23 protein-coding genes are annotated in these 26,771 nt (G+C 66.9%); 13 read left to right on the forward strand and 10 right to left on the reverse strand.

From position 1 onward, the window contains the following. Positions 1 to 6 precede the first annotated feature (6 nt). Positions 7 to 1,656 carry a phosphoethanolamine transferase gene (locus FF090_RS04180; RefSeq protein WP_138855528.1) on the forward strand — a complete coding sequence of 550 codons (1,650 nt, stop codon included), beginning with the start codon at positions 7 to 9 and terminating at the stop codon, positions 1,654 to 1,656. Continuing rightward, positions 1,623 to 2,366 (forward strand): phosphatase PAP2 family protein, encoded by a 744-nt coding sequence (locus tag FF090_RS04185; protein ID WP_138855529.1) that lies wholly within the window; start codon positions 1,623 to 1,625, stop codon positions 2,364 to 2,366. Before FF090_RS04180 ends, FF090_RS04185 begins: the two co-directional genes overlap by 34 nt. 96 nt (positions 2,367 to 2,462) lie before the next feature. Here the strand turns inward: FF090_RS04185 and FF090_RS04190 are convergent, their stop codons facing one another. The 6 genes from FF090_RS04190 to FF090_RS04215 form a co-directional block, all read right to left on the reverse strand. Then, complete coding sequence (locus FF090_RS04190; RefSeq protein WP_138855530.1) at positions 2,463 to 2,666, reverse strand: hypothetical protein; 204 nt, start codon at positions 2,664 to 2,666, stop codon at positions 2,463 to 2,465. A 188-nt stretch (positions 2,667 to 2,854) separates the two neighbouring features. Next, on the reverse strand, positions 2,855 to 3,037 hold the full coding sequence (locus FF090_RS04195) for a hypothetical protein (protein WP_138855531.1): 183 nt from the start codon (positions 3,035 to 3,037) through the stop codon (positions 2,855 to 2,857). Between the two features lie 18 nt (positions 3,038 to 3,055). Further along, positions 3,056 to 3,328, reverse strand: coding sequence for a hypothetical protein (locus FF090_RS04200; RefSeq protein ID WP_138855532.1), 273 nt, complete (start codon positions 3,326 to 3,328; stop codon positions 3,056 to 3,058). 145 nt (positions 3,329 to 3,473) lie between these two features. Beyond that, positions 3,474 to 4,250: a class I SAM-dependent methyltransferase gene (locus FF090_RS04205; RefSeq protein WP_175423513.1), complete on the reverse strand. Its 777-nt coding sequence runs from the start codon at positions 4,248 to 4,250 to the stop codon at positions 3,474 to 3,476. Beyond that, a complete protein-coding gene (gene cphA / locus FF090_RS04210) occupies positions 4,247 to 6,817 on the reverse strand; it encodes a cyanophycin synthetase (protein ID WP_138855534.1) in 2,571 nt (856 codons plus the stop codon). The genes FF090_RS04205 and cphA overlap by 4 nt, the downstream gene beginning before the upstream one ends. 17 nt (positions 6,818 to 6,834) lie before the next feature. Next, positions 6,835 to 9,009, reverse strand: coding sequence for a cyanophycin synthetase (locus FF090_RS04215; RefSeq protein WP_138855535.1), 2,175 nt, complete (start codon positions 9,007 to 9,009; stop codon positions 6,835 to 6,837). 86 nt (positions 9,010 to 9,095) lie between these two features. On the opposite strand from FF090_RS04215, the gene FF090_RS04220 reads away from it, so the two are divergent. Together FF090_RS04220 and FF090_RS04225 are read left to right on the forward strand one after the other, a co-directional pair. Continuing rightward, positions 9,096 to 11,402 (forward strand): cyanophycin metabolism-associated ABC transporter, encoded by a 2,307-nt coding sequence (locus FF090_RS04220; RefSeq protein WP_138855536.1) that lies wholly within the window; start codon positions 9,096 to 9,098, stop codon positions 11,400 to 11,402. After that, positions 11,402 to 11,863, forward strand: a complete 462-nt coding sequence (locus FF090_RS04225) for a cyanophycin metabolism-associated DUF1854 family protein (RefSeq protein ID WP_138855537.1) — start codon at positions 11,402 to 11,404, stop codon at positions 11,861 to 11,863. Before FF090_RS04220 ends, FF090_RS04225 begins: the two co-directional genes overlap by 1 nt. Before the next feature lie 55 nt (positions 11,864 to 11,918). Here FF090_RS04225 and FF090_RS04230 read toward each other — a convergent pair whose 3' ends face one another. Next, positions 11,919 to 13,883 carry a PKD domain-containing protein gene (locus FF090_RS04230; protein ID WP_175423514.1) on the reverse strand — a complete coding sequence of 655 codons (1,965 nt, stop codon included), beginning with the start codon at positions 13,881 to 13,883 and terminating at the stop codon, positions 11,919 to 11,921. A 286-nt stretch (positions 13,884 to 14,169) separates the two neighbouring features. On the opposite strand from FF090_RS04230, the gene yihG reads away from it, so the two are divergent. Together yihG and FF090_RS04240 are read left to right on the forward strand one after the other, a co-directional pair. Then, positions 14,170 to 15,063, forward strand: a complete 894-nt coding sequence (gene yihG / locus FF090_RS04235; RefSeq protein WP_138855539.1) for a 1-acylglycerol-3-phosphate O-acyltransferase, YihG family — start codon at positions 14,170 to 14,172, stop codon at positions 15,061 to 15,063. A 224-nt stretch (positions 15,064 to 15,287) separates the two neighbouring features. Then, on the forward strand, positions 15,288 to 15,734 hold the full coding sequence (locus FF090_RS04240) for a hypothetical protein (RefSeq protein ID WP_138855540.1): 447 nt from the start codon (positions 15,288 to 15,290) through the stop codon (positions 15,732 to 15,734). Positions 15,735 to 15,876: 142 nt separating this feature from the next. Here the strand turns inward: FF090_RS04240 and FF090_RS04245 are convergent, their stop codons facing one another. Then, positions 15,877 to 16,239 carry a hypothetical protein gene (locus FF090_RS04245; protein ID WP_138855541.1) on the reverse strand — a complete coding sequence of 121 codons (363 nt, stop codon included), beginning with the start codon at positions 16,237 to 16,239 and terminating at the stop codon, positions 15,877 to 15,879. Positions 16,240 to 16,398: 159 nt separating this feature from the next. Beyond that, a complete protein-coding gene (locus FF090_RS04250) occupies positions 16,399 to 17,085 on the reverse strand; it encodes a pseudouridine synthase (protein WP_138855542.1) in 687 nt (228 codons plus the stop codon). A gap of 84 nt (positions 17,086 to 17,169) precedes the next feature. On the opposite strand from FF090_RS04250, the gene FF090_RS04255 reads away from it, so the two are divergent. From FF090_RS04255 to FF090_RS04285, 7 genes are all read left to right on the forward strand, one after another. Beyond that, positions 17,170 to 18,348 (forward strand): isovaleryl-CoA dehydrogenase, encoded by a 1,179-nt coding sequence (locus FF090_RS04255; protein ID WP_138855543.1) that lies wholly within the window; start codon positions 17,170 to 17,172, stop codon positions 18,346 to 18,348. Beyond that, positions 18,348 to 18,722 (forward strand): hypothetical protein, encoded by a 375-nt coding sequence (locus tag FF090_RS04260; protein WP_138855544.1) that lies wholly within the window; start codon positions 18,348 to 18,350, stop codon positions 18,720 to 18,722. The genes FF090_RS04255 and FF090_RS04260 overlap by 1 nt, the downstream gene beginning before the upstream one ends. Further along, positions 18,719 to 19,243 (forward strand): GNAT family N-acetyltransferase, encoded by a 525-nt coding sequence (locus FF090_RS04265; protein WP_138855545.1) that lies wholly within the window; start codon positions 18,719 to 18,721, stop codon positions 19,241 to 19,243. The genes FF090_RS04260 and FF090_RS04265 overlap by 4 nt, the downstream gene beginning before the upstream one ends. After that, entirely contained in the window at positions 19,240 to 19,905 is a 666-nt protein-coding gene (gene can, locus FF090_RS04270; RefSeq protein ID WP_138855546.1) for a carbonate dehydratase, read from the forward strand. The genes FF090_RS04265 and can overlap by 4 nt, the downstream gene beginning before the upstream one ends. 72 nt (positions 19,906 to 19,977) lie before the next feature. Next, positions 19,978 to 21,723 (forward strand): bifunctional isocitrate dehydrogenase kinase/phosphatase, encoded by a 1,746-nt coding sequence (gene aceK / locus FF090_RS04275; protein WP_138855547.1) that lies wholly within the window; start codon positions 19,978 to 19,980, stop codon positions 21,721 to 21,723. Between the two features lie 19 nt (positions 21,724 to 21,742). Continuing rightward, positions 21,743 to 23,563 carry an SH3 domain-containing protein gene (locus FF090_RS04280; RefSeq protein ID WP_138855548.1) on the forward strand — a complete coding sequence of 607 codons (1,821 nt, stop codon included), beginning with the start codon at positions 21,743 to 21,745 and terminating at the stop codon, positions 23,561 to 23,563. 16 nt (positions 23,564 to 23,579) lie between these two features. Continuing rightward, the gene (locus tag FF090_RS04285; RefSeq protein WP_175423515.1) at positions 23,580 to 24,503 is read left to right on the forward strand and encodes a phosphotransferase family protein; all 924 of its coding nucleotides are present in this window, start codon (positions 23,580 to 23,582) and stop codon (positions 24,501 to 24,503) included. A gap of 6 nt (positions 24,504 to 24,509) precedes the next feature. On the opposite strand, the gene FF090_RS04290 is transcribed toward FF090_RS04285, so the two are convergent. Further along, positions 24,510 to 26,660, reverse strand: a complete 2,151-nt coding sequence (locus tag FF090_RS04290) for a hypothetical protein (RefSeq protein ID WP_138855550.1) — start codon at positions 26,658 to 26,660, stop codon at positions 24,510 to 24,512. Between the last annotated feature and the right edge of the window lie 111 nt (positions 26,661 to 26,771).

The following is a 26,771-nucleotide window of genomic DNA, read 5'->3' on the forward strand; positions in this document are numbered from 1 at the left end:
GACGCCATGTCGTTCCCCTCTGTGTTGTCCTGGCGTCTGCCGGTCTCGCGCTTCCGTGCTGAACTCTCGCCCGAGAGTTTGCTGCTGCTGTTCTCTTTGTACTGGGCGTTGGCGGCCAACCGCCCGGTTTGGGGTGCCGTGCATCAGGGCCTGGGGGCGGGCCGTCTGCTGGGCGTGGTGGCGCTCCTGGCATTGATTCACTACCTGGTGTTGGCGCCTTGGATGGCCGTGCGGGTGAGCCGACCCCTGCTGCTGGCCCTGAGTGCGGTGGCGGCTTTGGGCAGCTATTTCACCCAGAGCTTGGGCGTGGTGCTGGACCCGGCCATGATGCGCAACCTCATGCGCACCGACTGGCGTGAGGCGCGGGAACTGGTGGGGCCAGGGTTGCTCGGTCATGTCGCTGTGTTGCTGCTGCCGGTGGTGTTGGTGCTGGTCCAAGTTCGGCCGGTACGCTCGCGCACGGGCTGGGCGGGGATGCGTCGGCGTCTGGGCTGGTGGCTGACGGCGCTGCTGGGTGCCCTGGTCCTGCTGTGGGTGCTATTCCAGCCGCTCTCGGGCCTGATGCGCATGAACAAGGGCCTGCGCTACCAGATGCTGCCAGTGGCGCCGTTGTGGTCGTTGCCGCGCAGCGTCTGGCAGGACATGAAAGAAGCCCAAGCGCCGCGCCAGCCCATTGGCCTGGATGCCAAGGCGGGTCCGACCTGGGCGGCAGCGCAAAGGCCGCGCGTGCTGGTGTGGGTGGTGGGCGAAACCGTGCGTGCCGCCAACTGGGGCGCTTACACCCTGCCCGAAGGAGGGGTGCGAGATACCGCTCCGTTGACCGGGATTGAGCCGCAGTGGCTGCGCTTTCCGCGCATGACGACTTGCGGCACAGATACCGAGACCTCGCTGCCCTGCATGTTCGCGCCCACCGGCCGACGGGCCTATGACGAGGCGCAGATCCGCGGACAGGAGTCCTTGTTGCATGTGCTGCAGCGGGCCGGCGTGCAAACGGAGTGGTGGGATGCGCAGTCCGGCTGCAAGGGCGTGTGTGCCGAGTTGCCGCAGCGGCGCCTGGATTGCGGCGAGTTGTGCGACCGCGAGCTCTTCGCCGGCCTGGCGCCTAAGCTACAGGCGATCCGCCAGAGCGGGCCGGGCACCCATCTGCTGGTGCTGCACATGCTGGGCAACCACGGGCCGTCCTACTACCGGCGCTACGGATCGGAGCATGCGCGCTTCCAGCCGGCTTGCCAGTCTGATGACCTGGGACGTTGCAGCCAGGCGGAGATACGCAATGCCTACGACAACGCATTGCTGGCCACCGATGCGCTGTTGGCCGACGCCCTGAAGCAGCTTCGGGCCTTGCAGGGGGAGATGGATGTGGCGCTGCTCTTCACGCCCGATCACGGTGAATCCCTGGGCGAGAAGGGGCTCTTTCTGCACGGCATGCCCTTCAGCTTTGCGCCGCGCGAGCAGACCGAAGTGCCGATGCTGTTCTGGCTGAGCGAGGGGTGGCGCGCCACGCGGGGCTGGTCCGCCGATTGTTTGAGTCGCCTGCCGAAAGGCAGCGCTCCGCAACACGATCATTTATTCCATACCGCACTGAACCTGCTGGACGTGCGAACCGCCTTGTACGAGCCGACATGGGACCTGCTGCAGCCATGCGCGGCACGCTGACGCGCCCGACCTTCTTGTTGGCCTTGGGGCTGGCCTGCGCGCTGGGTTGGGACTTCAGCGGATTGGACCTGCATGTCGCGCGTCACCTGGGCAGCGCCCAGGGCTTTGCTGCCCAGCATGCGTTTTGGGCCGAGACCCTGTTGCACGATGGGGTGCGCAAACTGTTGGGCCTGGCCGTCGTGCTGAGCGCGGCGCTGATATGGCGCCGCGAGGGGCGTGCACGCCGGGTTGGCGCGCTGCTGGCGGCCTTGCTGGCCACCCTGGCGGTCAATGCGCTGAAGGCCACCAGCCTCACCAGCTGTCCGTGGAGCCTGGCCGAGTTCGGCGGTGAGCCCGGGGTCGAGTGGGTGTCGCACTGGCAGTGGGCGGTGGCCGATGGCGGTCCGGGACACTGCTTTCCCTCGGGCCACTCGGCCGGCGTGTTCGCTCTGTGGTGCCTGGTGCCGGCCTGGACCGAACAGGCGCGCTGGCGGCGCCTGGCCTGGCTGGCCGTGGGTCTTTTGGGGGCGGCCGCGTCGGCCGCGCAGTGGGCACGTGGCGCTCACTTTGTCAGCCACAGCCTGTGGTCGGCCTGGGGCTGCGCAGCCTGGGCTTTTGCGCTTCAGCTCGCCATGGAGAAGGGCTTATGGGCCAGGAACTCCTTGACCGGCCCGAGTGTGAACCGATTGGGCGACTGGTTGGCCGGCAGCTGGGCGCGGATGCGGGTGTGACAGCGTCAGCGCCGGAAGTCGCGTTTTCCGTTCATCAATAGGTGCCCAATCGGCCTCCAGGCCTCAGACCGGGGCGCTGCGAGAGGTCCTTGGTCTTCAGCGGGCGTTCTCGACCACCACCGTGGGCAGGGTCACGATCGGCGTGCGCTGGCCCAGGATTTCCACGGTCTCCAGCTGGACCGGCACCACCGGGGCCGGCGGGACGGCGGGCTCAAACACCAGGGCCACCGTGGCGGTGATGGCAGTCAGGGCCACCATGGTGCCCAGGGTCATCACTTCGGAGATGCGGTGCAAATTCATGGCGGACTCCCAAAGTCATCGCACAGGCGACAAGTTCATCTTGAGCCTTTGGCGAGCGAATTTCCAGTGCCATTCGATGCGCATCTCCTTCGGAGCGGAAAAAAAGAGCCCGGCGCAGGGCCGGGCTGGACAGGAGGACCCCCACGACCACAGCTCGAGCGCAGCGGTGGGGCTGTCAATGGATGGGTCTATGGCTGGATCGATGACTCGGGCTTGGGCTGATCGGGTGCGGGGGCGGCGCTGATCTGTTCGTGGTCGGCCGGGTTGAGCCAGCCGATCTGCGCCAGTGCCGCGCCCGACAACAGGGTCAGGCCGACCATGGCCAGCGCTGCCAGCAGGTCGCTGAGCAGGGGCGGAAGCTTGGTTTTCATGATGGGTCGCCGCGAGGCTCAGCAGACCGCCGTGGGGGTCTTGTCGCAGGCCGCAAGCTGAGTCGCGGCATCGGCACGCTTGGCCGTCACGACCACGGTGGGCAGGCGATGCACGGTGGCCACGCTGCGGCTGCCGGTGATCACCACCGTGGGCAGCACCGTCAGCACCGGGGCTTGGGCCTGGTGGGCGTTGGCTGGGGCGTAGGCGCCCAAAGTCAGCGCGCTGGCCAGGGTCAGGCCGGCCATGGCCACAAAGCTCAGGACATCGGCGACTCGGCTGCTGCTGTTCATGGTGGGCTCCTGGGGGTTCAGCGTTGCGATGACTGAACTGTGCAGGGACCTGCCTTGGCGCGCAGCAGGGATGCGATGAGCTGCGGAAATGCTGCGGTGAACCGCCAGCCAGCGGCGCTGATCAGTTGTCGGGCTCTTTGCCAATTCAGTTGCCCAAGTAGGCGCAAGTCAGGTAGCGCAGCTGCAACTTCCCGTCTTGTGCATGCTGGGCAAAGACCGCTTGCAAGGCCTGCTCGGCGGCCTGGCCTGCCGGTGCGGTGCGGGCCGGCATGTAGGAGCGGCTGAATGCCAGGGCCAGCAGTCCGGCCCAATCCAGCTGTTGCTGATGAGGGCCGTCCCAGTGCTGCACGGCGCCGCGCAAAAAGCCGGGAACCTCGGCGCGTTCATCCTGGTTCAACTGGCTGGCTCGCTTGGCGCCGCCGAAGCGGGCAAAAACCTCATCCAGGGCCTGGTTCAGGGGATCGTCCTCGATCCGGTCGTTCCAAATCAGGGCCACGAGGGCACCGGGCGCCAGCACGCGGTCGAACTCACGCCGTGCGGCGGGCAGGTCAAACCAGTGAAAGCACTGTGCGGCGCAGATCAGATCGACGGATTGGTCAGCGCAAGGCAGGGCTTCGGCCTGCCCTGCCGCACTGCGGTAGCCCGGCAGGTGGCTCAGCCGGGCATCACAGGCCGCGCGCATGGCGGCATCGGGCTCCACCGCCAGCACGGGCCAACCGGTGGCCAACAGGCCCTGGGTCAGCAAGCCGGTGCCGGCGCCCAGGTCCACCACGCGGGCATGGGGTAGCGACTGCTGGCGCAGCCAGTCCAGCAGGGCGGCCGGATAGTCCGGCCGCGAGGCGACGTAGTCCGCCACCTTGGCGCTGAACAAGCCCGTCAGGTTGGGCCCAAAGGCCGCCCGCAAGCCGTCCGCGCTGCTCACTCGGCGCAGCGCTTGCGCAGATGGGCCAGGGCTTCTTCGACCTGATCGACCAGCACCAGGCAGAGATCCCCTTCGTTCAGACCGGCAAGGGCGTGGTCGATGGCGACGAACTCGCCCTGGATCTCGTCGATCTTGCGCGTGCGCACGGCGCCTTCCAGACCCTTGCGCAACAGCCCCACCACTTCGCCATCCTCCCGGCCGCGCTGGCAGGCGTCCTGGTAAAGCACCACGGTGTCAAAGGCGCTGCCCAGGATTTGGGTCTGCTCGATGATGTCCTGGTCACGGCGATCGCCTGCGCCGCTGATGACGACACAGCGCGACTTCGCGGGCAGGGCGTCGACGGCGGCCACCAAGGCGCGCATCGCGTCGGGGTTGTGGCCGTAGTCGGCGATCACGGTGGCACCCTTGAACTCCATCACATTGAAGCGGCCAGGGGCGTTGTCGCCATCGCTGTTGAAGCTGGCGAGACCCCTGCGGATGGCATCCCAGGCCAGGCCGGCGCCCCAGGCGGCGGCTACTGCGGCCATCACGTTCTCAACCTGGAAGCCCAGCAGGCCGCCGCGGGTGATGGGGATGTCGCGCAGCGCGATGGATTCGCGCCAGGCGCCGTCGCTGGCGACGATGGCACCGTCATCCACGAAGACACAGCGCCGACCTTGGGCGCGGTGTGTGGCCATCAGGGGCAGGTGGCGGTCGGCGCAGAAGTAGATGATCTGGCCGGGGCATTGCCCGGCCATCGCCGCCACCAGCGGGTCGGCGGCGTTCAGCACCGCGTAGCCCTCGGGGGCCACGTTCTGCACGATTACGGACTTCAGGCGTGCGATGTCCTCGACCGTCTCCAGGTAGTTCAGTCCCAGGTGGTCGCCGGCGCCGACATTGGTGACCACCGCCACCTGGCAGCGGTCGAAGCCCAGGCCCTCACGCAGGATGCCACCGCGCGCGCATTCGAACACCGCGGCCTCGACATCGGGGTGCATCAGCACATTGCGCGCGCTCTTCGGGCCCGAGCAATCGCCGCTGTCGATCTGGCGCCCGTCCACATAGACCCCATCGGTGTTGGTCATGCCGACCTTCAGACCGGTGGTGGCGAACAGATGGGTGATCAGGCGCGCCGTGGTGGTCTTGCCATTGGTGCCGGTGACCGCCACGACCGGAATACGGCCGTTCTCGTTCTTGTCCGAGCCATAGATGCTCTGGATCACGGCCTTGCCCACATTGCGGCCCTTGCCGTAAGAGGGCGAGAGGTGCATGCGCAGGCCCGGCGCGGCGTTCACTTCCACGATGCCGCCGCTGACCTCTTCCAGCGGGCGCATCACGGTTTCGGCCACCACGTCCACGCCGCAGACGTGCAGGCCCACGATTTGCGCGGCCGCGATGGCGCGCTGCGCCACCTCGGGGTGCACGTCGTCGGTCACATCGGTGGCGCTGCCGCCGGTGCTCAGGTTGGCGTTGTTGCGCAGGATCACGCGCTGACCCTTGGCCGGTACGGCATCGGGCGTCAGGCCCTGCATTTCCAGCCGGGTGATGGCAATGTCGTCCAGGCGGATCTTGGTCAGCGAGGTGGCATGGCCATCGCCACGGCGCGGGTCCTCGTTGACCTTGGCCACCAGCTCGCGCACGGTGTGTACGCCATCGCCGCTGACCTGGGGCGGGTCGCGGCGGGCGGCTGCCACCAATTGATTGCCCACCACCAGCAGGCGGTAGTCGGAGCCGGGCAGGAACTTCTCGACCATCACCTCGCCGATATCCTCGGCGGCCTTGTAGGCGGCCTCGAAGCCTTCGCGGGTGCTGACGTTCACCGTCACACCCTTGCCCTGGTTGCCGTCCTGCGGCTTGACCACCACGGGCAGGCCGATCTCCAGCGCGGCTTCCCAGCCGTCATCCACGCTGTCCACCGGGCGGCCATGGGGCACGGGCACGCCGGCCGATTGCAGCAGACGCTTGGAGAGGTCCTTGTCCTGGGCGATTGACTCGCTGACCGCGCTGGTGGCATCCACTTCGGCGGCCCAGATGCGGCGCTGCTTGTGGCCCCAGCCGAACTGCACCAGCGAGCCTTGCGTCAGGCGGCGGTAGGGCACGCCGCGCGCAGTGGCGGCGTTGACGATGCTGCCGGTGGAGGGGCCGAGGCGCACGTCCTCGTCAATCTCGCGCAGTTGCTTGATGACGGCGTCGTCGTCCCAGTCGTTGCGGCCGTCCAGGGCGGCTTGCACCAGCTTGACGGACTCGTCGAAGGCCAGGCGGCCGACGTCCTCTTCCGAGTACTCCACCACCACCTGATAGTGGCCGGCCGTGGGCGTGCGGTGGGTGTGGCTGAAGGTGACCGGGCAGCCGGCCTGGGCCTGCAAGGCCAGCGCGGCCTGCTCCAGCACCTGGGCCAGGCTGACGGGCTCGCGCTTGGGGCTGTGCAGCGGGCCGATGCCAGGGAACAGCGCGCGCAGGCGGTCCTCAAAGCCGGGCAGATCGTTGATGTCGGACTCGGCCGGGGTGCACACCACCACGGCCTCGATGGCGATGTGGCGGCTCCAGATGTTCGGGCCGCGCAACGCGCGGATGCGGGAGATTTCCATCGTGCGGTCTCTCTTGTTTATTGGGCCGAGGGGATGAAGGTTTCCAGGCCGGCGGCAATCAGTTCGGGCGAGATGCCCAGGGCCCAGGCGGCGGCCACGGCGGCCAGGGCCGAGCGGGCCTCGATCGCCATGCCGGCCTCATTGCAGCGGCGCAGCAGCGAATCGACGTTCGCGCCCACGCCCTCGCCCTGCGGGCCCACCAGCCAGGCTTGGCCGGCACGCAGCACCACCGCGCGGCCTTCGCCGTGGCGGTGCGCCACCAGGGGCGCAGCATCTTCGCGGGTGCTGTAGAAGATCACCTCGCCGTCGCAGAGTTCGGCCATGCTGGCCACCTGCTCGTCCTCGGCATTGAGCACGGCCGCACCTTCGGGCAGCACCACATCGACCTGGGTGCGCAGCACCTTGAAGAGTTGGGCGGTCTCGTGCACATCGTGGCGATGCAGGGCCTCGCTGAGCGTCAGGTCGGTGACGATGCCGACCAGGCAGCGGTCATAGGCCAGGCCGTCGCCCAGGATGGAGCTGGCGTCGTTCTCGGCCACCACGGCATCGACCCGGCGGTTCATCAGCAGTCGGTGCGCGGCGTCGAAGGGCCGACGGATGTGGCGTTCCACCTGGCGTGGCCCCAGGAACAGGCCGGCGTGGCAGGCCAAGCCCACCTGGCGACCGTGCAGATGCAACAGCCAGGCCACCAGGCGCGCAATCGGCGTGGTGCCCTGGGTGCCGGTGACGCCGACGATGGGGATGCGGCCGCTCTCGTCCTCGGCAAACAGATGGTCGACGATGGCCTGCCCCACGGGCTGAGGCACGCCCTCGGCGGGCTTCAGGTGCATCAGCAGGCCGGGGCCGGCATTGACCTCGACGATGGCGCCGTTTTGCTCTTGCAGCGGACGGCCGATGTCCTCGGCCACCAGGTCGATGCCGGCGATGTCCAGCCCCACGGTGCGGGCCGCCAGGCCCACGGCGTGCGCCACTTCGGGGTGGACCTCGGCCGTGCAGTCAATGGCCACATTGCCGTTGCGCTGGATCAGCACACGCTGGCCATGGGCCGGGACGGATTCCATGCGCAGGTTCTGGCGCGTCAGTTCGAGCTGGATCACCGAGTCCTCGGCGATGTTGACGCGGTTGAGCGGGAAGTCCTCGGTCAGGCCCCGACGCGGGTCGGTGTTGATTTGTTGATCCACCAACTGCACGACGGTGTGCTTGCCATCGCCATGCACCCAGGCGGATTCACCGCGCGCCGCGGCCACCACCTTGCCGCCCACCACCAGCAGGCGGTGTTCGTTGCCGGGGATGCAGCGCTCAACCAGCACCTCGGAGCCCTCGGCATCGGCCAGCGCGAAGGCGGCATGCACATCGGCCTCGGTCTGCAGATCCAGGGTGACGCCGCGGCCATGGTTGCCGTCACTGGGCTTCACCACCACCGGCAGACCCAGGTCCTGTGCGGCCTCCCAGGCCTCGGCCGGCGTCTTGGCCACCACGCCGGTGGGCACGGGCACGCCCACGGCCTGCAGCAGGGTCTTGGTCAGGTCCTTGTCGCGGGCAATGCCCTCGGCAATGGCCGAGGTGCGGTCGGTCTCGGCCGTCCAGATGCGGCGCTGCTTGGCGCCATGGCCCAGTTGCACGAGGTTGCCGTCATTGAGGCGGATGTGCGGAATGCGGCGCTCGGTGGCGGCGGCCACGATGGCGGCCGTGGAGGGGCCGAGATAGCAGTCGTCGATGGTGTCGCGCAAGCGGGCCACGGCCGCCTGCACGTCGAAGCCCTCGTCATTGATCGCTGCCATCAAGAGCGCATGGCCTTCCTTGAGTGCCGCGCGTGCCACTTGTTCGTCGCGAGCGCGGAACACCATGCGGTAGACGCCGCGCTGGGTGGTCGAGCGGGTCTGGCCAAAGCCCGTGGGCATGCCGGCCAGGTTCAGCAGTTCGATCACCACATGCTCCAGCACATGACCCATCCAAGTGCCTTCGGTCAGACGCTGCAGGAAGCCGCCGCGCTCGCCTACGCCGCAGTGGTGCTCCACGAGGTTGGGCAGCCAGGCCGTCAGGCGTTCGTTGAGCCCTGGCAGCTGGTGGGAGGGGTGGTCCTCCAGCTCGCCCAGGTCCAGCCAGGTTTCCAGGCAGGAGCGGTAGGTCCAGATGTTGGGGCCGCGCAGATAAGTGATGCGCAGCAGTTGGATGTCGTTCTTCTTGCTCATGGGCAGGCCTAAGGGCTCAGAGATGGGGCGAATTCTGCGCTGATCTTGGAGGGCACAATTCCGCGCATTCAACAACAAGACGCGCCATGCAGCCCTTTCCGATCAGCGACTCCCTGCGCCAGCATTCACTCTGGGCCCCCTTGCAGGCCGAGTTGGCGGCGGGCGAGAACGTGGTGGCGGCGGCCGGCGTTGACCTGAACCGCGCGCTGCACTTCGACAGCGGCCTGCTGGCCCTGGTGCAGGGTGGGGGGCGTTTCCGTTTGCTGGCCCTGGGCGGTGATGGCCGCCAGAGCCACGAGCTCAAGCCTGGACTGTCCCTGCGCTGCCATGACCATGCGGGTCTGGGCTGCCTGGAGTTGTGCCGCCCCGATGGCCGCGCGCAGCACTGGCACTTCACGCTGGCCGAACAACTCGGCATCACGCGCTTGCAGGACGCCTTCGCGCAGGCGCAGGAGGAGCTGGCCGGCCAGCCCGCTCTGCCCAGCACCGATGACGCCGAGCTCTGCCCCACTTGCCAGGCCCCTTTGCCGCCCGACAGCGAGGAGTGCCCAACCTGCCATCGTGAGCTGCACACCCCGCCTTCCACCTGGGTGCTGCTGCGGCTGTGGCGCTTCGCTAAGCCCTATCAGGGCCAGCTGCTGCTGGGCTTCCTGCTGATGATGGGCGCGACCGGGGCCACCCTGGTGCCGCCCTATCTGACCATGCCGCTGATGGACAAGGTGCTGATCCCGTTCCAGAACGGCCAGCCGATTGACACCTCGCTGGTGGGTCTGCTGCTCGCCGGTCTGTTTGGCGCGGCCCTGGTGAGTTGGTTGCTGGGTTGGGCCAAAACCTACATCCTTGCGCTGGTGTCCGAGCGCATCGCAGCCGATCTGCGCACCGCCACTTTTGAACACCTGCTGGGTCTGTCGCTCGAGTACTTCGGCAACAAGCGCACAGGCGATTTGATGGCCCGCATCGGTTCGGAAACGGATCGCATCTCGGTGTTCTTGAGCCTGCATGCGCTCGACTTCATCACCGATGTGCTGATGCTGACCATGACGGCCACCATCCTGTTCAGTATCCACCCCGGCTTGGCGCTGGCCACCCTGATTCCGCTGCCCTTCATTGCCTGGCTGATTCATCTGGTGCGTGATCGCCTGCGCACCGGCTTCGAAAAGATCGACCGGGTCTGGGGCGAGGTCACTTCGGTGCTGGCCGACACCATCCCCGGCATTCGCGTGGTCAAGGCCTTTGCCCAGGAGCGGCGCGAGGCGCAACGCTTTCGCGCCGCCAATGCCGCCAATCTGGCGGTGAACGACAAGCTGAACAAGACATGGAGCCTGTTCGGCCCCACCGTGGGCCTGCTGACCGAGTTCGGTCTGCTGGTGGTCTGGGCCACCGGCATCTGGCTGGTCAGCCAGGGTTCGGTGACGGTGGGTGTGCTGACCGCCTTCCTGGCCTATATCGGGCGCTTCTATGGCCGCCTGGACTCGATGAGCCGCATCGTCTCGGTGACGCAGAAGGCGGCGGCGGGTGCCAAGCGCATCTTTGACATCCTGGACCATGTCTCCAACGTGCCCGATCCGGCCCAGCCGGTCGAATTCGGTCAGGCCAAGGGTGCGCTGTCGCTCCAGGGCGTGCACTTCCGGTATGGCAGCCGCTCGGTGATCAAGCGCCTGGACTTGGACATTCGCCCCGGCGAAATGATCGGTCTGGTGGGCCACAGCGGCTCGGGCAAGAGCACCCTGGTGAACCTGATTTGCCGCTTCTACGACGTGACCGAGGGCTCGATCCGCGTGGATGGCGTGGACCTGCGGCGCATCCGCGTGGCGGATTACCGCCGCCATATTGGCCTGGTGCTGCAGGAGCCCTTCCTGTTCTTTGGCACCATTGCCGAGAACATTGCCTATGGCAAGCCCGACGCCACCCGCGCCGAGGTGGTGGCCGCCGCACGCGCCGCGCATGCGCACGAGTTCATCCTGCGCCTGCCCCATGGCTACGACAGCCTGGTGGGCGAGCGCGGCCAGGGCCTGTCGGGCGGTGAGCGCCAGCGCATTTCGATTGCGCGCGCGCTCTTGATCAACCCGGCGCTCTTGATCCTGGACGAGGCCACCTCGGCGGTGGACACCGAGACGGAAAAGGAAATCCAGAAAGCGCTGGACAACCTGGTCAAGGGCCGCACCACCATTGCCATTGCGCACCGGCTTTCGACTCTGCGCAAGGCCGATCGACTGGTGGTGATGGACCGCGGCGAGATCGTCGAGGTGGGTGGGCACGACGAGTTGATCGCCGCCCAGGGCCATTACTGGCGCCTGTGGGAGGCGCAGGCGCGTCGCGCCGAGGAGCATGAAGAAGGTGACGGACTGATGGTCGTGGCGCCGAATCCCAATCAACACACTGTGAGTGCCTGATGGACTGGACCCTTAGCCGCGACGCCTTTGGCAAGCTGGTGCTGACCGATGCCCAGGGCCAGGCCCATGTGGGCGTGAGCCCTGTGCGCGCTCATCCCATCAGTGCGCCGGATGAAGGCCTGAGCCTGATCGGCCCCGATGGGCATGAACTGGCGTGGGTGGAGCGCCTGTCGGCGCTGCCGGCGGCGCCGCGCGAATTGATCGAGTCCGAACTGCGCAGCCGCGAGTTCCATCCCGAACTCAAGCGCCTGGTGGCGGTCAGCACCTTTTCCACGCCCAGCCAATGGACGGTGGAAACCGATCGCGGGCCGTTGCAGTTCGTCCTCAAGACCGAGGAAGACATCCGGCGTCTGGACGAGGGGCGACTCTTGATCGCCACCAGCCATGGACTGCAACTCTTCATCGCCGACCGCTGGGCCCTGGACCGCGGGTCGCGACGGCTGCTGGAGCGCTTCCTGTAAGGCAAAAGAAAACGGGCTCCGAGGAGCCCGTTTCATTTTGGCTTGTGCTGAGTGCTCAGTGCGCAATGCGCTCCGGGCGACCTTCATGCAAGTGGTGGCGTTGGCGCTTCATTTCCTTGCGGAACAGGCCAAGCTCCTCGCGGGTCGGCAACGGGCCGCCGGCGGCGAAGGGCTTGCGCATGGCTTCACCGTCCAGCACCATATTGGCGGACCAGCTCTCGCCGGCTCGCATGGGCGTTGGAGCTGGCAGCAGGCCAATCTCGGTCAGGTCGAACCAGGGCGCCATCTCGCTCAGGATCAAGCGAGCACGCGCATGCATCCGGGTGTCGCCGATGCGGCCGCGCTGGCCCCATCGAACCATGATGGTGCGGCCGGTATCGGAGGCCTGGATGGCGGGCGTGATGGCGACGTCGCGGCGATAGCCCAGGCGGCGCGCCAGTAGCACTTCTTCAAAAGTCATTGCAGCGTCCTCGTTGGGCGAGGAGTAGGCGTACTCGTCGGTGGCCAAATCGGGAGCGAAGAAGCTGATGATTTGTTCGGGGGTGTATGCGTTGTGCGCGGCTGTGGCCTTGACGCCCTGGAATTTCACCTGGCCCAGCGATTTCATTTCGGCCGAACGCAAAGGGTACTGACCCTCTGCGTGGTCGGAGACGAGCTGATTGGCGTTGTAACGCGGCTCGATGGTGCCCCAAAGGGTCTTGCTGCCATTGAGTGCGCCGTAAGTCGCTGGCGGCACGAAGTCCAAGGCATGAGCCAGTTCGTGGTACATCAGCGGGCCGGCTTCGGCCAGCAGATCAGCAATCGGGCGGCTGACGCGCTGATTCGGGTCGTAGTAGCTGTAGATGCTGGCGTTGCTCTTGGTGTAGCGCCAGAGCATGTCGTACTGCAACTCCCGGCCAAACGCGCCCCGGTAGTCCGGGGCTTCGTTGATGGTGTCGCGCTCCTCGGGGGTAAGCCAGAAGTTATCTGCGTCCAGATGGATGGCACCGGTTACCCCAAAGTAGAAAGAAGGCCGAACCTGGGCGCCGATGACCACGGCGGTGGTCGACATCAGCATGCGGCGGAAGTCGCCATGGGTGTCATGCGCCTCCAGGAAGCGACGGAAGTTCGCGCCCATCCAGTCGTGCGAGACGAGCACGCGGTTCATAACCTGGTCGATGGTGGGCAACTGCCCCTGGGTCTCTTGGGCCAACAGTGGTAGTCGGCTCAAGGTGCAGAGGTCGGCCTCTTGCTGGCTGGCGTCAAACACACAGGGCACCAAGTTGGCGGCATGCGGGCCGTTGGCCAGATAGGGGTAGACGCGGGAGATATGTTGCTTCGGCCACAGATGGGTCTTGCTGGTTGAGGGCGCCTGTTCGTGGCGCTCTACCAGTACCGTCGCTTCGGCGCTGTCGCTGCGGCCATTGACCTGTGCAGTGACGCGCAGACGGATGGGGGTGTCCTGGCCGACGGTCGGCGCCGTGAAGTACGCCACCAGCGGATCCTGGGTGTCCAGGGTCACGGTCGGGCCTTCGATCTGGGTCCAGCGCAGGTTGTTGGCGCTGACGCCGGCAGCCGGCCAGGCGCGGATGGAAACCTTGCCGCCCATGCGCACGCTGTGGCTGGTGCGGGCCACCACCAAGGGGGCGGCGCTGGCTGCGGGCACATCCAAACTGACCTGGCGCGTTTGCGGCTGGTTGTTGGCGTCTGTGAAGCTCACGCTGAAGCCATAGTGACCGCTTTGCGGGGCCTCGAAGGCCATCATGGGCGAACGATGCGCAGTGATCGATACGCTGGGGCCTTCGGTCTGCGTCCAGCTCAGGTTCTTCAGGCTGCCGCTGGATTCGCAGTTCAGGATGCCCACGGCGCCCAGGCGACCCGCGCTGCTGGGGGCATGCTGGACCAACTGAATGCCACTGTTGCTGGTGCAGGCGCTGCTAGCCACCGGGGTCGGCGTGGGGGTTGGCGCCGGATTGGGGGTCGGAGCGCTGGAGCCTCCGCCACCACCACAGGCACTCAGCAAGACACTCAGTCCTGCCACCACAAACCCATTCAATCCACTTCTCAAGACAGCTCTCCCGGCCATGCAGCGCCCGTAGGCGCACAGATGAAACTGCGCCCTTGGCGCAAAAAAGCGAAAACGCGCCCTGCGGCGCGAAAGGGCGCGAGTGTCGCCAGGGGCGGCTAAAGATCGGCTAAAGATTTGCAAGCCGGCGACAAAACCTGCCTCCTTCTCGTGAAGGATTGACGTGGCCCCGGGAAGGAGCGGGGGCGGGGCGGCCAGAATGGCGGCCTTTCCTGCTGTTCCGGGCTCCGTGCCCACTGCCATGCTGTCTTGGATTCCTGCGCCCCTGCTGGGTGTCATCAGCGCGCTGCTGCTGGGTGTCAACACCATCGTCTGGTGCACGCCGCTGTTCGCGCTTTCGATCCTTAAATTCGTATTGCCCTGGGCGGTCGTGCGCCGGCTCATCGACCCCTGGCTGAATCGCATTGCCAAGAGCTGGATTGCCTGCAACAGCGCCTGGATGCTGCTGACCCATCGCGCCCGTTGGGACGTTCAGGGCCTGGAGGGACTCAAGAGTGGTGGCTGGTACATGGTGAATTGCAACCACCAGAGCTGGGTCGACATCTTTGTGCTGCAGCGCGTCTTCAATCGCCACATTCCCTTCCTGAAGTTCTTCCTCAAGCAGGAACTGATCTGGGTGCCGATGATCGGCCTGGCTTGGTGGGCGCTGGACTTTCCCTTCATGCGCCGCCATGGCAAGGCGGCCCTGCGCAAAAACCCCGAGCTGCGCCACCAAGACATGGAGACCACGCGTCGCAGTTGCGCGCGCTTCGCCTTGGTGCCCACCAGTGTGATGAACTTTGCCGAGGGCACGCGCTTCACCCCAGCCAAGCATGCCCAACAAAGCTCCCCCTATCGGCATCTGCTCAAGCCCAAGGGTGGCGCGCTGGCACTGGCGCTCAATGTGATGGGCGAGCGCTTTCGCGCGCTGCTCGATGTCACCATCGTCTACCCCGATGGGGTGCCGAGTTATTGGGACATGGCCTGCGGTCGCATGGGGCGGGTGATCGTGCGCGTGCAGGAGCGCGAGGTGCCGGCCGCCTTCTTGCAGGGCGACTACAGCGAGGACCCCGAGTACCGCAAGGAGTTCCAGGCCTGGCTGGGTCAGATCTGGGCCGAGAAAGACCAGTTGATCGAATCCTTGCGACAGCCCTGAGCAAACCAAGGGGTTGCACGCATTGCGCGATGGGGCTGTGACTTTTAGGGCGGGCCCGTAACAGGAACAAGATCGGCTCAGGCCCCTCTAACTGGCGGGGTCCTCCAAGGCCTAGGCACCGGGCGGCGCGCGACGCGGGTGTCTTGGGTTTTGGGGCCTCTGCATCCGCCCGGCGCGGCTGGGTGGCTGCGGTGGTGATCCTCAACTTGTTCAAGGAGAGCACCATGCCCCGTACCCTGACTTCTGCCCTTGCCCTGTTCGCCCTCGGTGTGAGTGCGGCTCAAGCCGCCGAGCCTTCGCTGGATCGCGTCGAGGTCTCCGGACCCTCCCAGCTGCGTGTCGATGTGCGCGCCGCCTGTCCCGCCATGAGTGAGTCTCTGGCTGAAGACCTCGCCCGCGCCATCTATCGGGTGGGTCGGGATGCTGAATTCGAGGTGCACTTCAATCTGCACGGTGGCCAAGTCCAGGAGGTTGAAGCCAAGGGCCGGGCCTTCGAATATCGTGGCGCCGTACGCAATGCGGTTCGTCAGCTGGAATGCCGCGATGCCGTGGCTCAGACCAAGCCGCAACGCTTCGGCTTCGTGTTGGCCATTCGGACCGGCGAAGAGGATGGCCCGGCCCGCTATGCCATCAGCGAACTGCCCGCACCCACCTTGGCACGCGCGGACTGAAGTCGAGGCGTCTTCGCTCTCTGGTAAAGGCGAGTCGTCTGGAGTGTCAAGCCAGCGGCAGCCGCCCGCACGTCCTACGCGAGGCCTGAAAGCAAAGAGCCGGCCCAGGGGCCGGCTCTTTGCATTTCAGGGTGCTTGAAGCTCAGGGCGTCGGGGTCTCGCTCTTCAACTTGCCCTTGCGATAGCTGAATTGGTGCTCTTCCACGGCCGGCTTGCCGGCGGCGGTGGGGTTGGCAGCCAGCACCTTGGCGGGGTCCAGGCTGGCCAGATATTGGTTGTACTGGCCTTCGCTGCAGGCCACCTTGGCGCCCTTGCGGGCTTCGCCGCGCAACTCGCCCTTGTGATAGTTGAACTGGAACTCATTGGCGCCGGCTGCGGCCACGGTCACCGGGTTCTTGGCGGCGCATTCGCTGCGCAGTGCGGCGTCGCCCGAGGCGGCAAAGGCCGTCAGGGGCAGAAAAGCGGCGGCCACCAGGGCGGCGCGGTGAAGGGGGGCGAATTTCATGGGGTACTCCTGGGCGGGCGTTCGAGTCGACGTTGGGTCGGGCATTCGGTCGGGCGGCCGATCCAAGCAGCCACGGGCGGGAATTTACCGTCTGCCCGGTTTTTGCGCATCGGGGTCGGCCCCGCGCTGAGGGGGCGGCTGCGGTGAACTATTGCCGGATTACAAATCTGAAGGCTGAATCCAACACCACTGGCCTGGCGCCAAGCCGTCCGGAATGGTCTGGCGCCCGAAGCCGCTGCGGTGCAGGGCCTCGACCCGGTTGCCCACCGCCGCCACCATGCGCTTGACCTGGTGGTAGCGCCCACCCGTGAGGGTCAGGCGCAAGAGAGTGGGTTCGATCAACTCCGCGCCCTGAGCCTGGATGGGCTCCGGGTCGTCGTTCAAGACCACGCCGCTCAGCAGTTGCTGCCGCGCTGCTTCGTCCATCGGGTGTTTGAGCGTCGCCTCGTAGATCTTCGGCACCTTGCGCTTGGGATGCGTCAGGCGGTGGATCAAGGCGCCGTCATCGGTCAGCAGCAGCAGGCCGGTGGTGTCTTCGTCCAGCCGCCCCACGGGCTGCAGGCCGCGCACCCGCAAGGGGCCGGGCAAGAGGCTCAGTACGCTGGGGTGGTGCTTGGGCTTCAGGCTGCATTCATAGCCGGTGGGCTTGTGCAGGAGCACCAGGGCCTTGTCGCAGTAGGGCCAGGCTTGGCCGTCGACCTCAAAGACCAGACCCTCGGGTTCGAATTCTTCGTAGGGGTCGGTGCAGACCCGGCCCTGGATCGTGACCTGACCGTGCACGGCCATGCCGGCGCATTCGTGCCGGGTGCCAAAGCCCTGGCTAAAAAGGAGTTGCTGAAGTTGCATGGGCGCATGCTAGGGCCAGGCCGATGGCGTCTGGAGGGGGCTCTCTAGAATCCCGCACCTTTCAGAATTCAGCAGGACCCCACCATGAACCTCCCCGGCCTCGACTTCCAACTCGGCGAAGACATTGACGCCCTGCGCGACGCTGTGCGCGCCTTTGCCGACGCCGAAATCGCGCCGCGCGCGGCCGAGATCGACCGCAGCGACCAGTTCCCGATGGACCTGTGGCGCAAGATGGGCGAGCTGGGCGTGCTGGGCATCACCGTGCCGGAGCAGTACGGCGGCGCCGACATGGGCTATCTGGCCCATATGGTGGCGATGGAAGAGATCAGTCGCGCAAGCGCCTCGGTGGGCCTGTCCTACGGCGCGCACAGCAATCTGTGCGTGAACCAGATCAAGCGCAACGGCAACGACGCGCAACGCGCGAAATACCTGCCCAAGCTGATCAGTGGCGAGCATGTGGGCGCTCTGGCCATGAGCGAACCTGGCGCCGGCTCCGACGTCATCAGCATGAAGCTCAAGGCCGAGGACAAGGGCGGCTACTACCTGCTGAACGGCAGCAAGATGTGGATCACCAATGGGCCGGACGCCGACACCATGGTGGTCTACGCCAAGACCGAGCCCGAGCTGGGTGCGCGTGGCGTCACCGCCTTCATCGTCGAAAAGGGCATGAAGGGCTTCTTCACGGCGCAGAAGCTGGACAAGCTGGGCATGCGCGGCAGCCACACCGGCGAGATGGTGTTCCAGGACGTCGAGGTGCCGGCCGAGAACATCCTCGGGGGCCTGAACCAGGGCGCCAAGGTGCTGATGAGCGGCCTGGACTATGAGCGCGCCGTGCTGGCCGCCGGCCCCATCGGCATCATGCAATCGGTGATGGACAACGTGGTGCCCTATATCCACGACCGCAAGCAGTTCGGCCAGAGCATCGGCGAGTTCCAGCTCATCCAGGGCAAGGTGGCGGACATGTACACCGTGCTGCAGGCCGGCCGCTCGTTCTGCTACACCATCGGCAAGAACCTGGACAAGCTGGGTGCGGCCCATGTGCGCCAGGTGCGCAAGGACTGCGCGTCCGTCATCCTCTGGTGCGCCGAGAAGGCCACCTGGATGGCCGGCGAAGGCGTGCAGATCTTTGGTGGCAACGGCTACATCAACGAGTACCCGTTGGGCCGCCTGTGGCGTGACGCCAAGCTGTATGAAATTGGTGCGGGCACCAGCGAGATCCGCCGCATGCTGATCGGGCGTGAGTTGTTCGCGGAGACGATGTGATGGTGCTGGCCTTTGGCGCGTTGATGGTGATCCTGGGCCTGCTCTCGGGTGGGGTGCTCACCGCCGCGGCGCTGGGGGCCACCGCCCTGCAGCCGGGCTGGACGGCCTGGCTGGCCTATCCCGGCTTGATCCTGCTGGGCTATGGGCTCTTCGTCATCCCGGCCAATGCTGGCCCCATCCATCTGCTGACCAAGGGCAGTGGCGCGCTGTGTCTGATGCTCGGCATGGTGGCCATTGCGGTGCTGGTGCTGCGTTCGCTGGGCATCCTGGTGTTTGAAGGCGGCACCTTCACCTTGTGGTGGGTGTTTGGCTGTAGCCTGGTGCTGGGGCCGCTGGGGTGGTTGGGCTCCCGCGTACCCAAGCAGGGCGCATGAGCGAGTCGATCGAGCTGGGGCGGCGCGGCTGGACATTGAGAGCCTGGCGTGCCGACGATGCCGCCAGTCTTCAGCCACTGGGCAATGACGAGCGCATTGCGCGTTGGATGGCCGACAGTTGGCCCATGCCTTACACGGCTGCGGACGCCCAGTGGTGGGTAGAAACCGGCTCGCGGGAGTTTGGTTCTTGCTGGGCGATCTGTCTGAACGACCGGCCGCAGGGCGGCTGCGGCGTGAATCCAGGGTTGGGCTTTTTGCGTTGCAATGCAGAGATCGGCTGGTGGCTGAACCCCGACCACTGGGGCCAAGGACTGGCAGTCCAGGCGGGTCGGCATTGCATTGAGCACGCTTTGGCCCAAACAGAGATCACCCGCATTTTTGCTGCCGTGCACGGAGGGAACGAACGCTCTATGCGCGTTGCCGGCAAGCTAGGCATGACGCTAGAGGGCGTGCAGCGCCAAGGTGCGATCAAGCAGGGGCGGGTGATTGACCGCCATATCTACGCCATCTACCGCGCATGAGCCAAGAGCTTTCCGAACTGTTCGACAGCAACCGCGCCTGGGCCGCCGCCCAGGAAAAGCGTCAGCCCGGCTTTTTCACGCGCCTGCTGGGCCAGCAGACGCCGCAATACCTGTGGATAGGCTGCTCCGACAGCCGCGTGCCGGCCAATGATCTGGTGGGCCTGCTGCCGGGCGAGCTGTTCGTGCATCGCAATGTGGCCAATCTGGTGGTGCACACCGACCTCAACGCGCTCTCGGTGATCCAGTTCGCGGTGGATGCACTCAAGGTCCAGCACGTGATCGTGGTCGGTCATTCACAGTGCGGCGGCGTGAAGGCCGCGCTGGCCGGCGCCCGGGTGGGCCTGGTGGACAACTGGTTGCGCCATGTGCAGGACGTGCGCGACCAGCATGCCGCCTTGCTGGAGCAGGTGCCCGAGGCGCTGCGGGTGGATGCCCTGGTGGAGCTGAATGTGCTGGAGCAGGCGCGCAACGTCTGCCACACCACCATCGTCAAGGATGCCTGGGCGCGCGGCCAGAGCGTGGTGGTGCATGGCTGGGTCTACGGCCTGCACAACGGCCTGCTGCAGGACTTGCGCATCACCGCCGCCGGGCCCGACGATGTGCTCCCGGCCTACCGCGCCGGCCTGGAGCGGGTGACGCGCCGCTACGTCGTAGAGGGCTGAGCCCAGAATTGCGAAGGCTGGGCCATTGGCTCGGGCTAGGCTAGAGCCCTTACGCATCTGAAGGGCCTGCCGATGTTTCCGCACCAGCTCAACGACCCCCGCGCCTACGAGATTGCGCAGGCCCTGCTGGGCGGCTTCAACCGCCACTACCGGCTGTTCCGCGAGACCACGGCCCTGGCCAAGCAGCGCTTTGAGCGCGCCGACTGGCATGGCCAGCAAAAGGCCCAGGCCGAGCGCATCGCCTTCTACGACCAGCGCGTGGGCGAGTGCGTGGAGTTGCTGGAGCTGGGCTATGAGGCCTCGCAGCTGCCGATGGAGGTCTGGCAGCAGATCAAGCTGCACTACATCGGCCTGCTGACCAACCACCTGCAGCCCGAGCTGGCCGAGACCTTTTTCAACTCGGTGTGCACGCGCATCCTGCACCACAGCTACTTCCACAACGACTTTCTCTTCGTGCGTCCGGCCGTCAGCACCGAGTACATCGAAAACGACGAGCCCGCCGCCAAGCCCACCTACCGCGCCTACTACCCCGAGCCCGGGAAGCTGGGCGAAACCTTTCGGCGTATCGTCACCAACTTCCAGCTCAAGACCCCGTTCGAAGACCCGGCCCGCGATGCCGCCCATGTGGTGGCGGCGGTGGAGCGCCAGATGGGCGGCGTGAAGTGGCGCACCAACTTCCAGGTGCAGGTGCTCTCCAGCCTGTTCTATCGCAACAAGGGCGCCTATGTGGTGGGCAAGATCATCAACGGCTTTCACGAGACGCCCTTCGCCCTGCCCATCCTTCACGGCAGCAAGGGTTTGATGATTGACGCCATGCTGTTCGGCGAGGACGACCTCTTGATGCTGTTCAGCTTCGCCCGCGCCTATTTCATGGTGGACATCGAAGTGCCGGCCGCCGCCATCCAGTTCCTGCGCAGCCTGATGCCCCGAAAGCCGCGCGCCGAGCTCTACAACGCCATCGGCCTGCAAAAGCACGGCAAGAACTTGTTCTATCGGGACCTGCTCTACCACCTGCGCCATTCCAGCGACAAGTTCCGCATCGCCCCCGGCATCAAGGGCATGGTGATGCTGGTGTTCGACCTGCCCAGCTTTCCCTTCGTGTTCAAGCTGATCAAGGACTACTACCCGCCGCAGAAAGACACCACGCGCGAGCAGATCCAGGGCAAGTATTTGCTGGTCAAACAGCACGACCGCGTGGGACGCATGGCCGACACCCTGGAGTACAGCAATGTCGCCCTGCCGCGCCGCCGCTTCGAAGACGAGCTGATCAAGGAGCTCAAGACCTTCTGTCCCAGCCTGCTCGATGACAGCGGCGAGGACATCGTGCTCAAGCATGTCTACATTGAGCGCCGCATGGTGCCGCTCAACATCTACCTGCAGGACGCCGACGAGGCCCAGCGCGAGCACGCGGTGCTGGAGTACGGCAATGCCATCAAAGACCTGGTGGCCGCCAACATCTTCCCTGGCGACATGCTGTGGAAGAACTTCGGCGTCACCCGCCAGGGCAAGGTGGTGTTCTACGACTACGACGAGATCGAGTACCTGACCGACTGCAACTTCCGCAAGGTGCCGGCCCCCCGCTGCGAGGAAGACGAGATGAGCGGCGAGATCTGGTACGCCGTCAACAAGGGCGATGTCTTCCCCGAGACCTTTGGTCCCTTCCTACTCGGCCACCCGGGCGTGCGCGAGCCCTTCGTGAAACACCACGCCGACCTGCTGGACCCGGCCTTCTGGCAGGGCTGCAAGGACGCCATCTTGGCGGGGCATGTGCATGATGTGTTTCCCTATGACGCCAGCCGGCGCTTTGCGCGCGGTTAAGCCGAACGAACGAATCGCGATGACGCTGCGTTATTCCTCTGTCTTGTTGCTGGTGTTGCTCGCGTGCTCCGGCCCTGGTGCGGCGCAGACCGCAGGCGCTTATCGCTGGATTCACTCTGCTTCGCTCGACGTGCGCGAGTCGCAGTCGCCCAACAGCAAGCTGCTGCACAAGATGGGGCAGGGCCAGCGCTTGGTGTTGTTGCGCAGCGTGGGCGCTCAGTGCGAGGTGCGGGAGGGCGACACCCCCGGCCGGCCGCAGCCCCCAGGGTTCGCGCCCCCCCTGAAAGGTTGGGCGCCCTGCGCCAACTTGGCCGCTCAGCCCCTGCCCATGCCCGATGAGCGTTGGGTGGCCAGCGGCCCTCTGCTGGTGCGCACGCAGGCCGCAGCGGATGCGCCCGTGCAGGCGCGCTTGCAGCAGGGCAGTCGAGTTCAACTGATCACGCCCGGGCCGGAAGAGGGCTACTGCGAGGTGGGCTTCGGCGGCTTCTACAGCCCCGCGCCCGATTCGCAGCGCGGCTTCGTGGCCTGCCGTTTCTTGAGCCCCCGCTGGGTGGCGACCGCACGCGCGGGCGAGGCGGGTGTGCCGGCAGAACGACGCTGGGTTGCCGGGGCCGGGGTGTTGCTGCGGGCGGCGGCGCAGCCCCAGGCCGAGGTGCTGGCGCGCCTCCCGCTCAACACCGAGATGAATTTGCGCATTCAGCCAGCGCCCGATGCGAGCTACTGCGCGGTTCAGACCCAGATCCCCACGCAGCCGCCGCAAGACGGCTTTGTGGCCTGCAAGCTGCTGGCCCGCTCACCCGTGGCGCCGGAGCGCATTGGCGTGCGCGCATGGGAGCGCTGGGGCGCTCAGGAGAGCAACCCAGAGTACAACCCGCGGCAGTTGTTCGCGCTGGAGCCCAGCTGGGACTGGATGGCGCATTACGAGACCCAGCAGGGCCATCTGTGTGAAGGGGCGCATTGCCCGCCGCGCGATCCGGATTTCGAGACCGAGCGAGGCCGCATGCGCCAAGCCCTGCATGGACAGATGATCGCCGAGCGCGAGCCGCCGCCGCCCCTGCGCAGCCTGGCTGAGTTGGACGGCAACGAATGGACGTCTCAGGGGCCGCCGGACTTTCCGCGGCAGGGGCCGCTGGCTGCCGCCCGCATGAAGGCCTTCCTGGCTGCCTTGCCCTTGCAGACGCCGGCGCCCTCCTGGTTCCGTTCGGAGGCCGAGCTGGCCAGTCCCGCCACACCCCTGGCCCAATTGGCCGAGCGTTTCAATGCCCAACAGCGCTGGTACGTGGGCGCGCTGCTGAATCCCCAGGAGTGGGCCGAGGCGCGCATCGAGCGTCTGACCAAACCCTTGGTGAGGGTGGAGTTGTTCAGCGATGGCCGGGTGCGCGCGCAATCGCAGCTGCCGCAGAAGGTGCGGCGCGAATGGCGCCCGGATGTTGATTACATGTGCGATGACTGGCCGGGCGAAGGCTTTGCCTTTGGCGACATGGATGCCGCCACCGCCAAGCGCAATGGCTGGCAGGCCCCGTCCGCCAGCCCGCGTCGACTCTTCTGGTTTTACAGCAGCCGCCCCCTGACCTCGGCAGCAAAGGCTCTGGGGGGCGCGGAGCGCGTGGCGCTGAAGCGCGAGCAGCACGGCTTCACCCGCCTTGAGCTGCGCCGCTTTGACCTCGATGGCGATGGACAACCCGACCTGCTCTGGGCCGAGGCCACCGGGCGCGCTGCGGGTCCGCTGGACGGGCCGCCCAAGCACGACGACCCCTGGTTGCGCCTGTTGTTCGTCAATCTGGCCGGGCAGTGGAAGCTGCTGGGCAGTGATGTGATGTCCTATGGCTGCGGCTGCTGAATCTGAACTGTTGTTAATGCATGAACTGAACTTCCCCGCGTTCGACGGCCCAGCCGAGTTCGACGCCCTGCACGATCAGCCGCAACGCTGGCTGCCCCTGTTGACCGAGCTGGCCCACGGCCTGGATTTGCGCGGTGCGGTGCAGCCCCTGGGCGAGGGCACGGTGCTGGTGGCGGGGGTGGGTGCGCAGCAGATCCTGAAGCTCTACCCTCCCTTCCTGCGCGACCACTGGGCTTTCGAGCGGGGCCTGCTGCAACGATTGCAGGGGCGCCTGAGCGTGCCCACCCCCGAGTTGCAGGCCACTGGTGAGCAGCAGGGCTGGGCCTGGACGCTGATGAGCCGGCTGCCCGGCCAGCCCTTGAGCCAGCGCTGGGCGGGGTTAGACGAGGCGCGCCGCTGCGCGCTGTTGCGCCAGATCGGCGCGCTGGCCGCGCAGGTCCATGCGCTGCCGGTGGGCGATCAGCCAGCGCTGGCGCCGAGCTGGGCGGACTTTCTTGCCCGCCAGCGTACCGGTTGCATGGCGCGCCAGCGCCGCACCGGCCTGCCTGAGCATCTGCTGGCGCAGGTCGAGGACTTTGTGGCCGGCCCTGTTCCTGAGGGGCCGGACGTGCTGCTCACCGGAGAGTACACGCCTATGAACTTGCTGGTGGACGCCGAGGGTGAACGCTTGACCGGCATGTTCGACTTCGGCGACGGTCTAGTGGGGCCGGCCGCCTACGACTGGGGCGGGCCGCTGTGCTTTCTGGCCGCCGGCCATGCGGGCCGGGTGGCGGCCTTCTTCGAGGGCTATGGTCAGCCCTTTGACGAGGCCGCGCGGCTGACGCAGTTGCGCTTGCTGCTGCTGCACCGCTACAGCCATCTGCCCATCCAGTTGGGCAGTTGCCCGGGTTGGGAACAGGCGGCCAGCCTGCCGGAGTTGGCGCGGCGGATCTGGCCCTGAGCGCGATCAGCGCTTCTTGGGGGTGGGTGTTTCGGCCAGTGCGCGCCGCAGATAGTCCTCGCGGCTGGGGGGCTGCAGGGCGTCGGTCTCGCTCAGGCCCAGACAGGTGCTTAGCGCCTGGAAGTCGCATTGCAAGGCCAGGGCCTGGGTGAGCGGGTGCTGCTTGGGCAGGGGCATGAAGTCCGCCGTTTTGCCCGGCGCGCCGCCCTGCCAGAGCTTGCCAGGCTCGCGGGTGGCGCTGCCTTCCCACTCCAGCTCCAACCACAGGGCCTGGCCCTGCCACTGCACCGGCAGCAGCGGGCCCAGCGGGGCCGATTCCAAGGGCTTCAAGGCGGTCTGGCCCGGCTCCCAGAGCCAGGCGCGGCGGTCGCCATCGGCCAACGGCTGAAAGCGCTCCAGGCCGGCCTCGAAGCTGCGGGATTCGAATTCGCGCCGGCCCGTGCCCTGGCCGGCCAGGGCCAGCAGGGCGCATCGGCCTGAGCCCAGGTCCACGGTCTGCAACTCGTCGGCCTGCTGCAACTCGGCCAGCAGGCTGCGTGCGGGTTTGAGGAGGGCCGGGCAACTGGGCTTGCGAATCGTTGGCGGGTCGGCGGCCGGGGCCTTGCGCAGCCAGCCTTCCTTCAGTGCCAGCTGGACGGCGGGCTCCTCGTCTTCTTCGTGGGCTGCGGCCACCCAGCGCGGGGCCGTGGGCCGGGCGCCCAGGGCCTTGAGCCCTTGCAGGCGTTCCAACGCGCCGTCCATGCGGCCCAGCCCATTGGGGTAGCTGTCGGCCTGGGTCTGGGCATCGCCTCCAGGGCCTACCGCCCAGGGGGCCAGCAGCCAGTCCATCCAGGCGGCGGCCACCTCGGGGCGCTGGGCCTTCACCACCGGCCAGGCTTGCTGCAGTTGCGCCGGGTTGGATGTTTGGCGCAGCCATTGGGCCCACCAGATCGGGGCCGGCTGGAAGCCTCGCTTCAGCCAGGCGCCCCAGTGCGCAAGCGGCACGTAGTCCAGCCATTCGGTCGCGCGGCGCGTCAGGCGGCTGGGCAGGCGTTCGTTCAGCAGGGCCCAGCGAGCCTCGGCCTCGGAGCCGGTCGGCCCCCAATGGGCCAGGGCTGCATCCAGATGCGCACCCAGGATGTCGGGCTGGACGGCCGCCAGCGCGCTGCGCGTATCGGCCAGGGGCCAGCGCGCGGCCAGGCGCAGCCAGGCTTGCAGGCCCTCGGGCTGCGCCAGGGCGGCGCGCAGGGCTTCGGGCGGAATGGCGCGGGCTGCGGCCAGTTGCACGGGTTGCGGGGCGGCGTGCAGGGCCTCAAGCCAGCGCGCGCTGGCCTTGGGTTCGGACCAGGGCTTGGCCAGGCCCAGCGTCAGCCATTGCGTCAGCGTGGCGGCATCTGCGGCGCGCGGGCTCAGGCGGGCCAGCACCGGCTGGCCCAGGGCCTGCTCCACGGCGCGCCAGTCGTCCAGCTCCGCCGCCCAGTTGGGCGCGCTGAATTGAGGGAACAGGCGCGGGCAGTCCCAGGTCTCGGCCTGCAGGGGCCGCAGAGCCTCTGCCGCGCCGGCCTGTGCCGCCATGCTCTTCAGCGGCGCCAGTTGGGTGCTGCACATGAATTGGCGGAACAGGCGGCGAAACAGCTCGGGCTGGGTCTGTGCTGAGGGGAGCGGCCAGCCGCCCTGCAGCAGCAGCGCCTGCTGCTTGGGCTGGCTGTGTGTCCAGATGCGCTGCGCCAATTCGGTGGGTGGCAGGGCCTGCACCTTGGGGTGTTGTTGCAGGTGTTGCAGCAGGGCTGCCAGCGACTGCTGCACCGCTAGCCCCAGGGTGTCGGGCAGTGGCGCGTTCTGGGTGCCTTCCGCCTGGATGGGCAGCAGGGGGTCGGCCCCATGGGCCAGCAGCCACAGCGCCAACAAGGTCAGGCGGGCCTGCACCGCATGTTGCAGCGGCGTGCCCAAGCTGGCGTAGGCGTTCACATCGCCGCCCTGGCGCTGCTGGGCTTCCAGGTAGGCGATCAAACCGGCCTCGCCGCTCTTCAACCCGGCGGGGGGTTTGGGTTTGTCTGCCGACTTCGGCTGCACCCGGGGGTGGGCCAGCACGGCTTGCAGCAACTTCTGGGTGGCGGGTGCAGGTTGAGCCTGGGCCATGCCCAGGGTCACGGAGAGCAGCAGGGGGATGAGGCGCACGGCAGCAGGAGCGAGGACAGCAGGCGGGCATTCTGGCCGTCCCGACGCTTGATCTTTTTTTCACACCCCCTGCCTAGGCTGGCGTTTCTTGATGCGGTGGGCGAAGGCCCT

The sequence above is a fragment of the Inhella inkyongensis genome (assembly GCF_005952805.1).
GTDB lineage: Bacteria > Pseudomonadota > Gammaproteobacteria > Burkholderiales > Burkholderiaceae_C > Inhella > Inhella inkyongensis.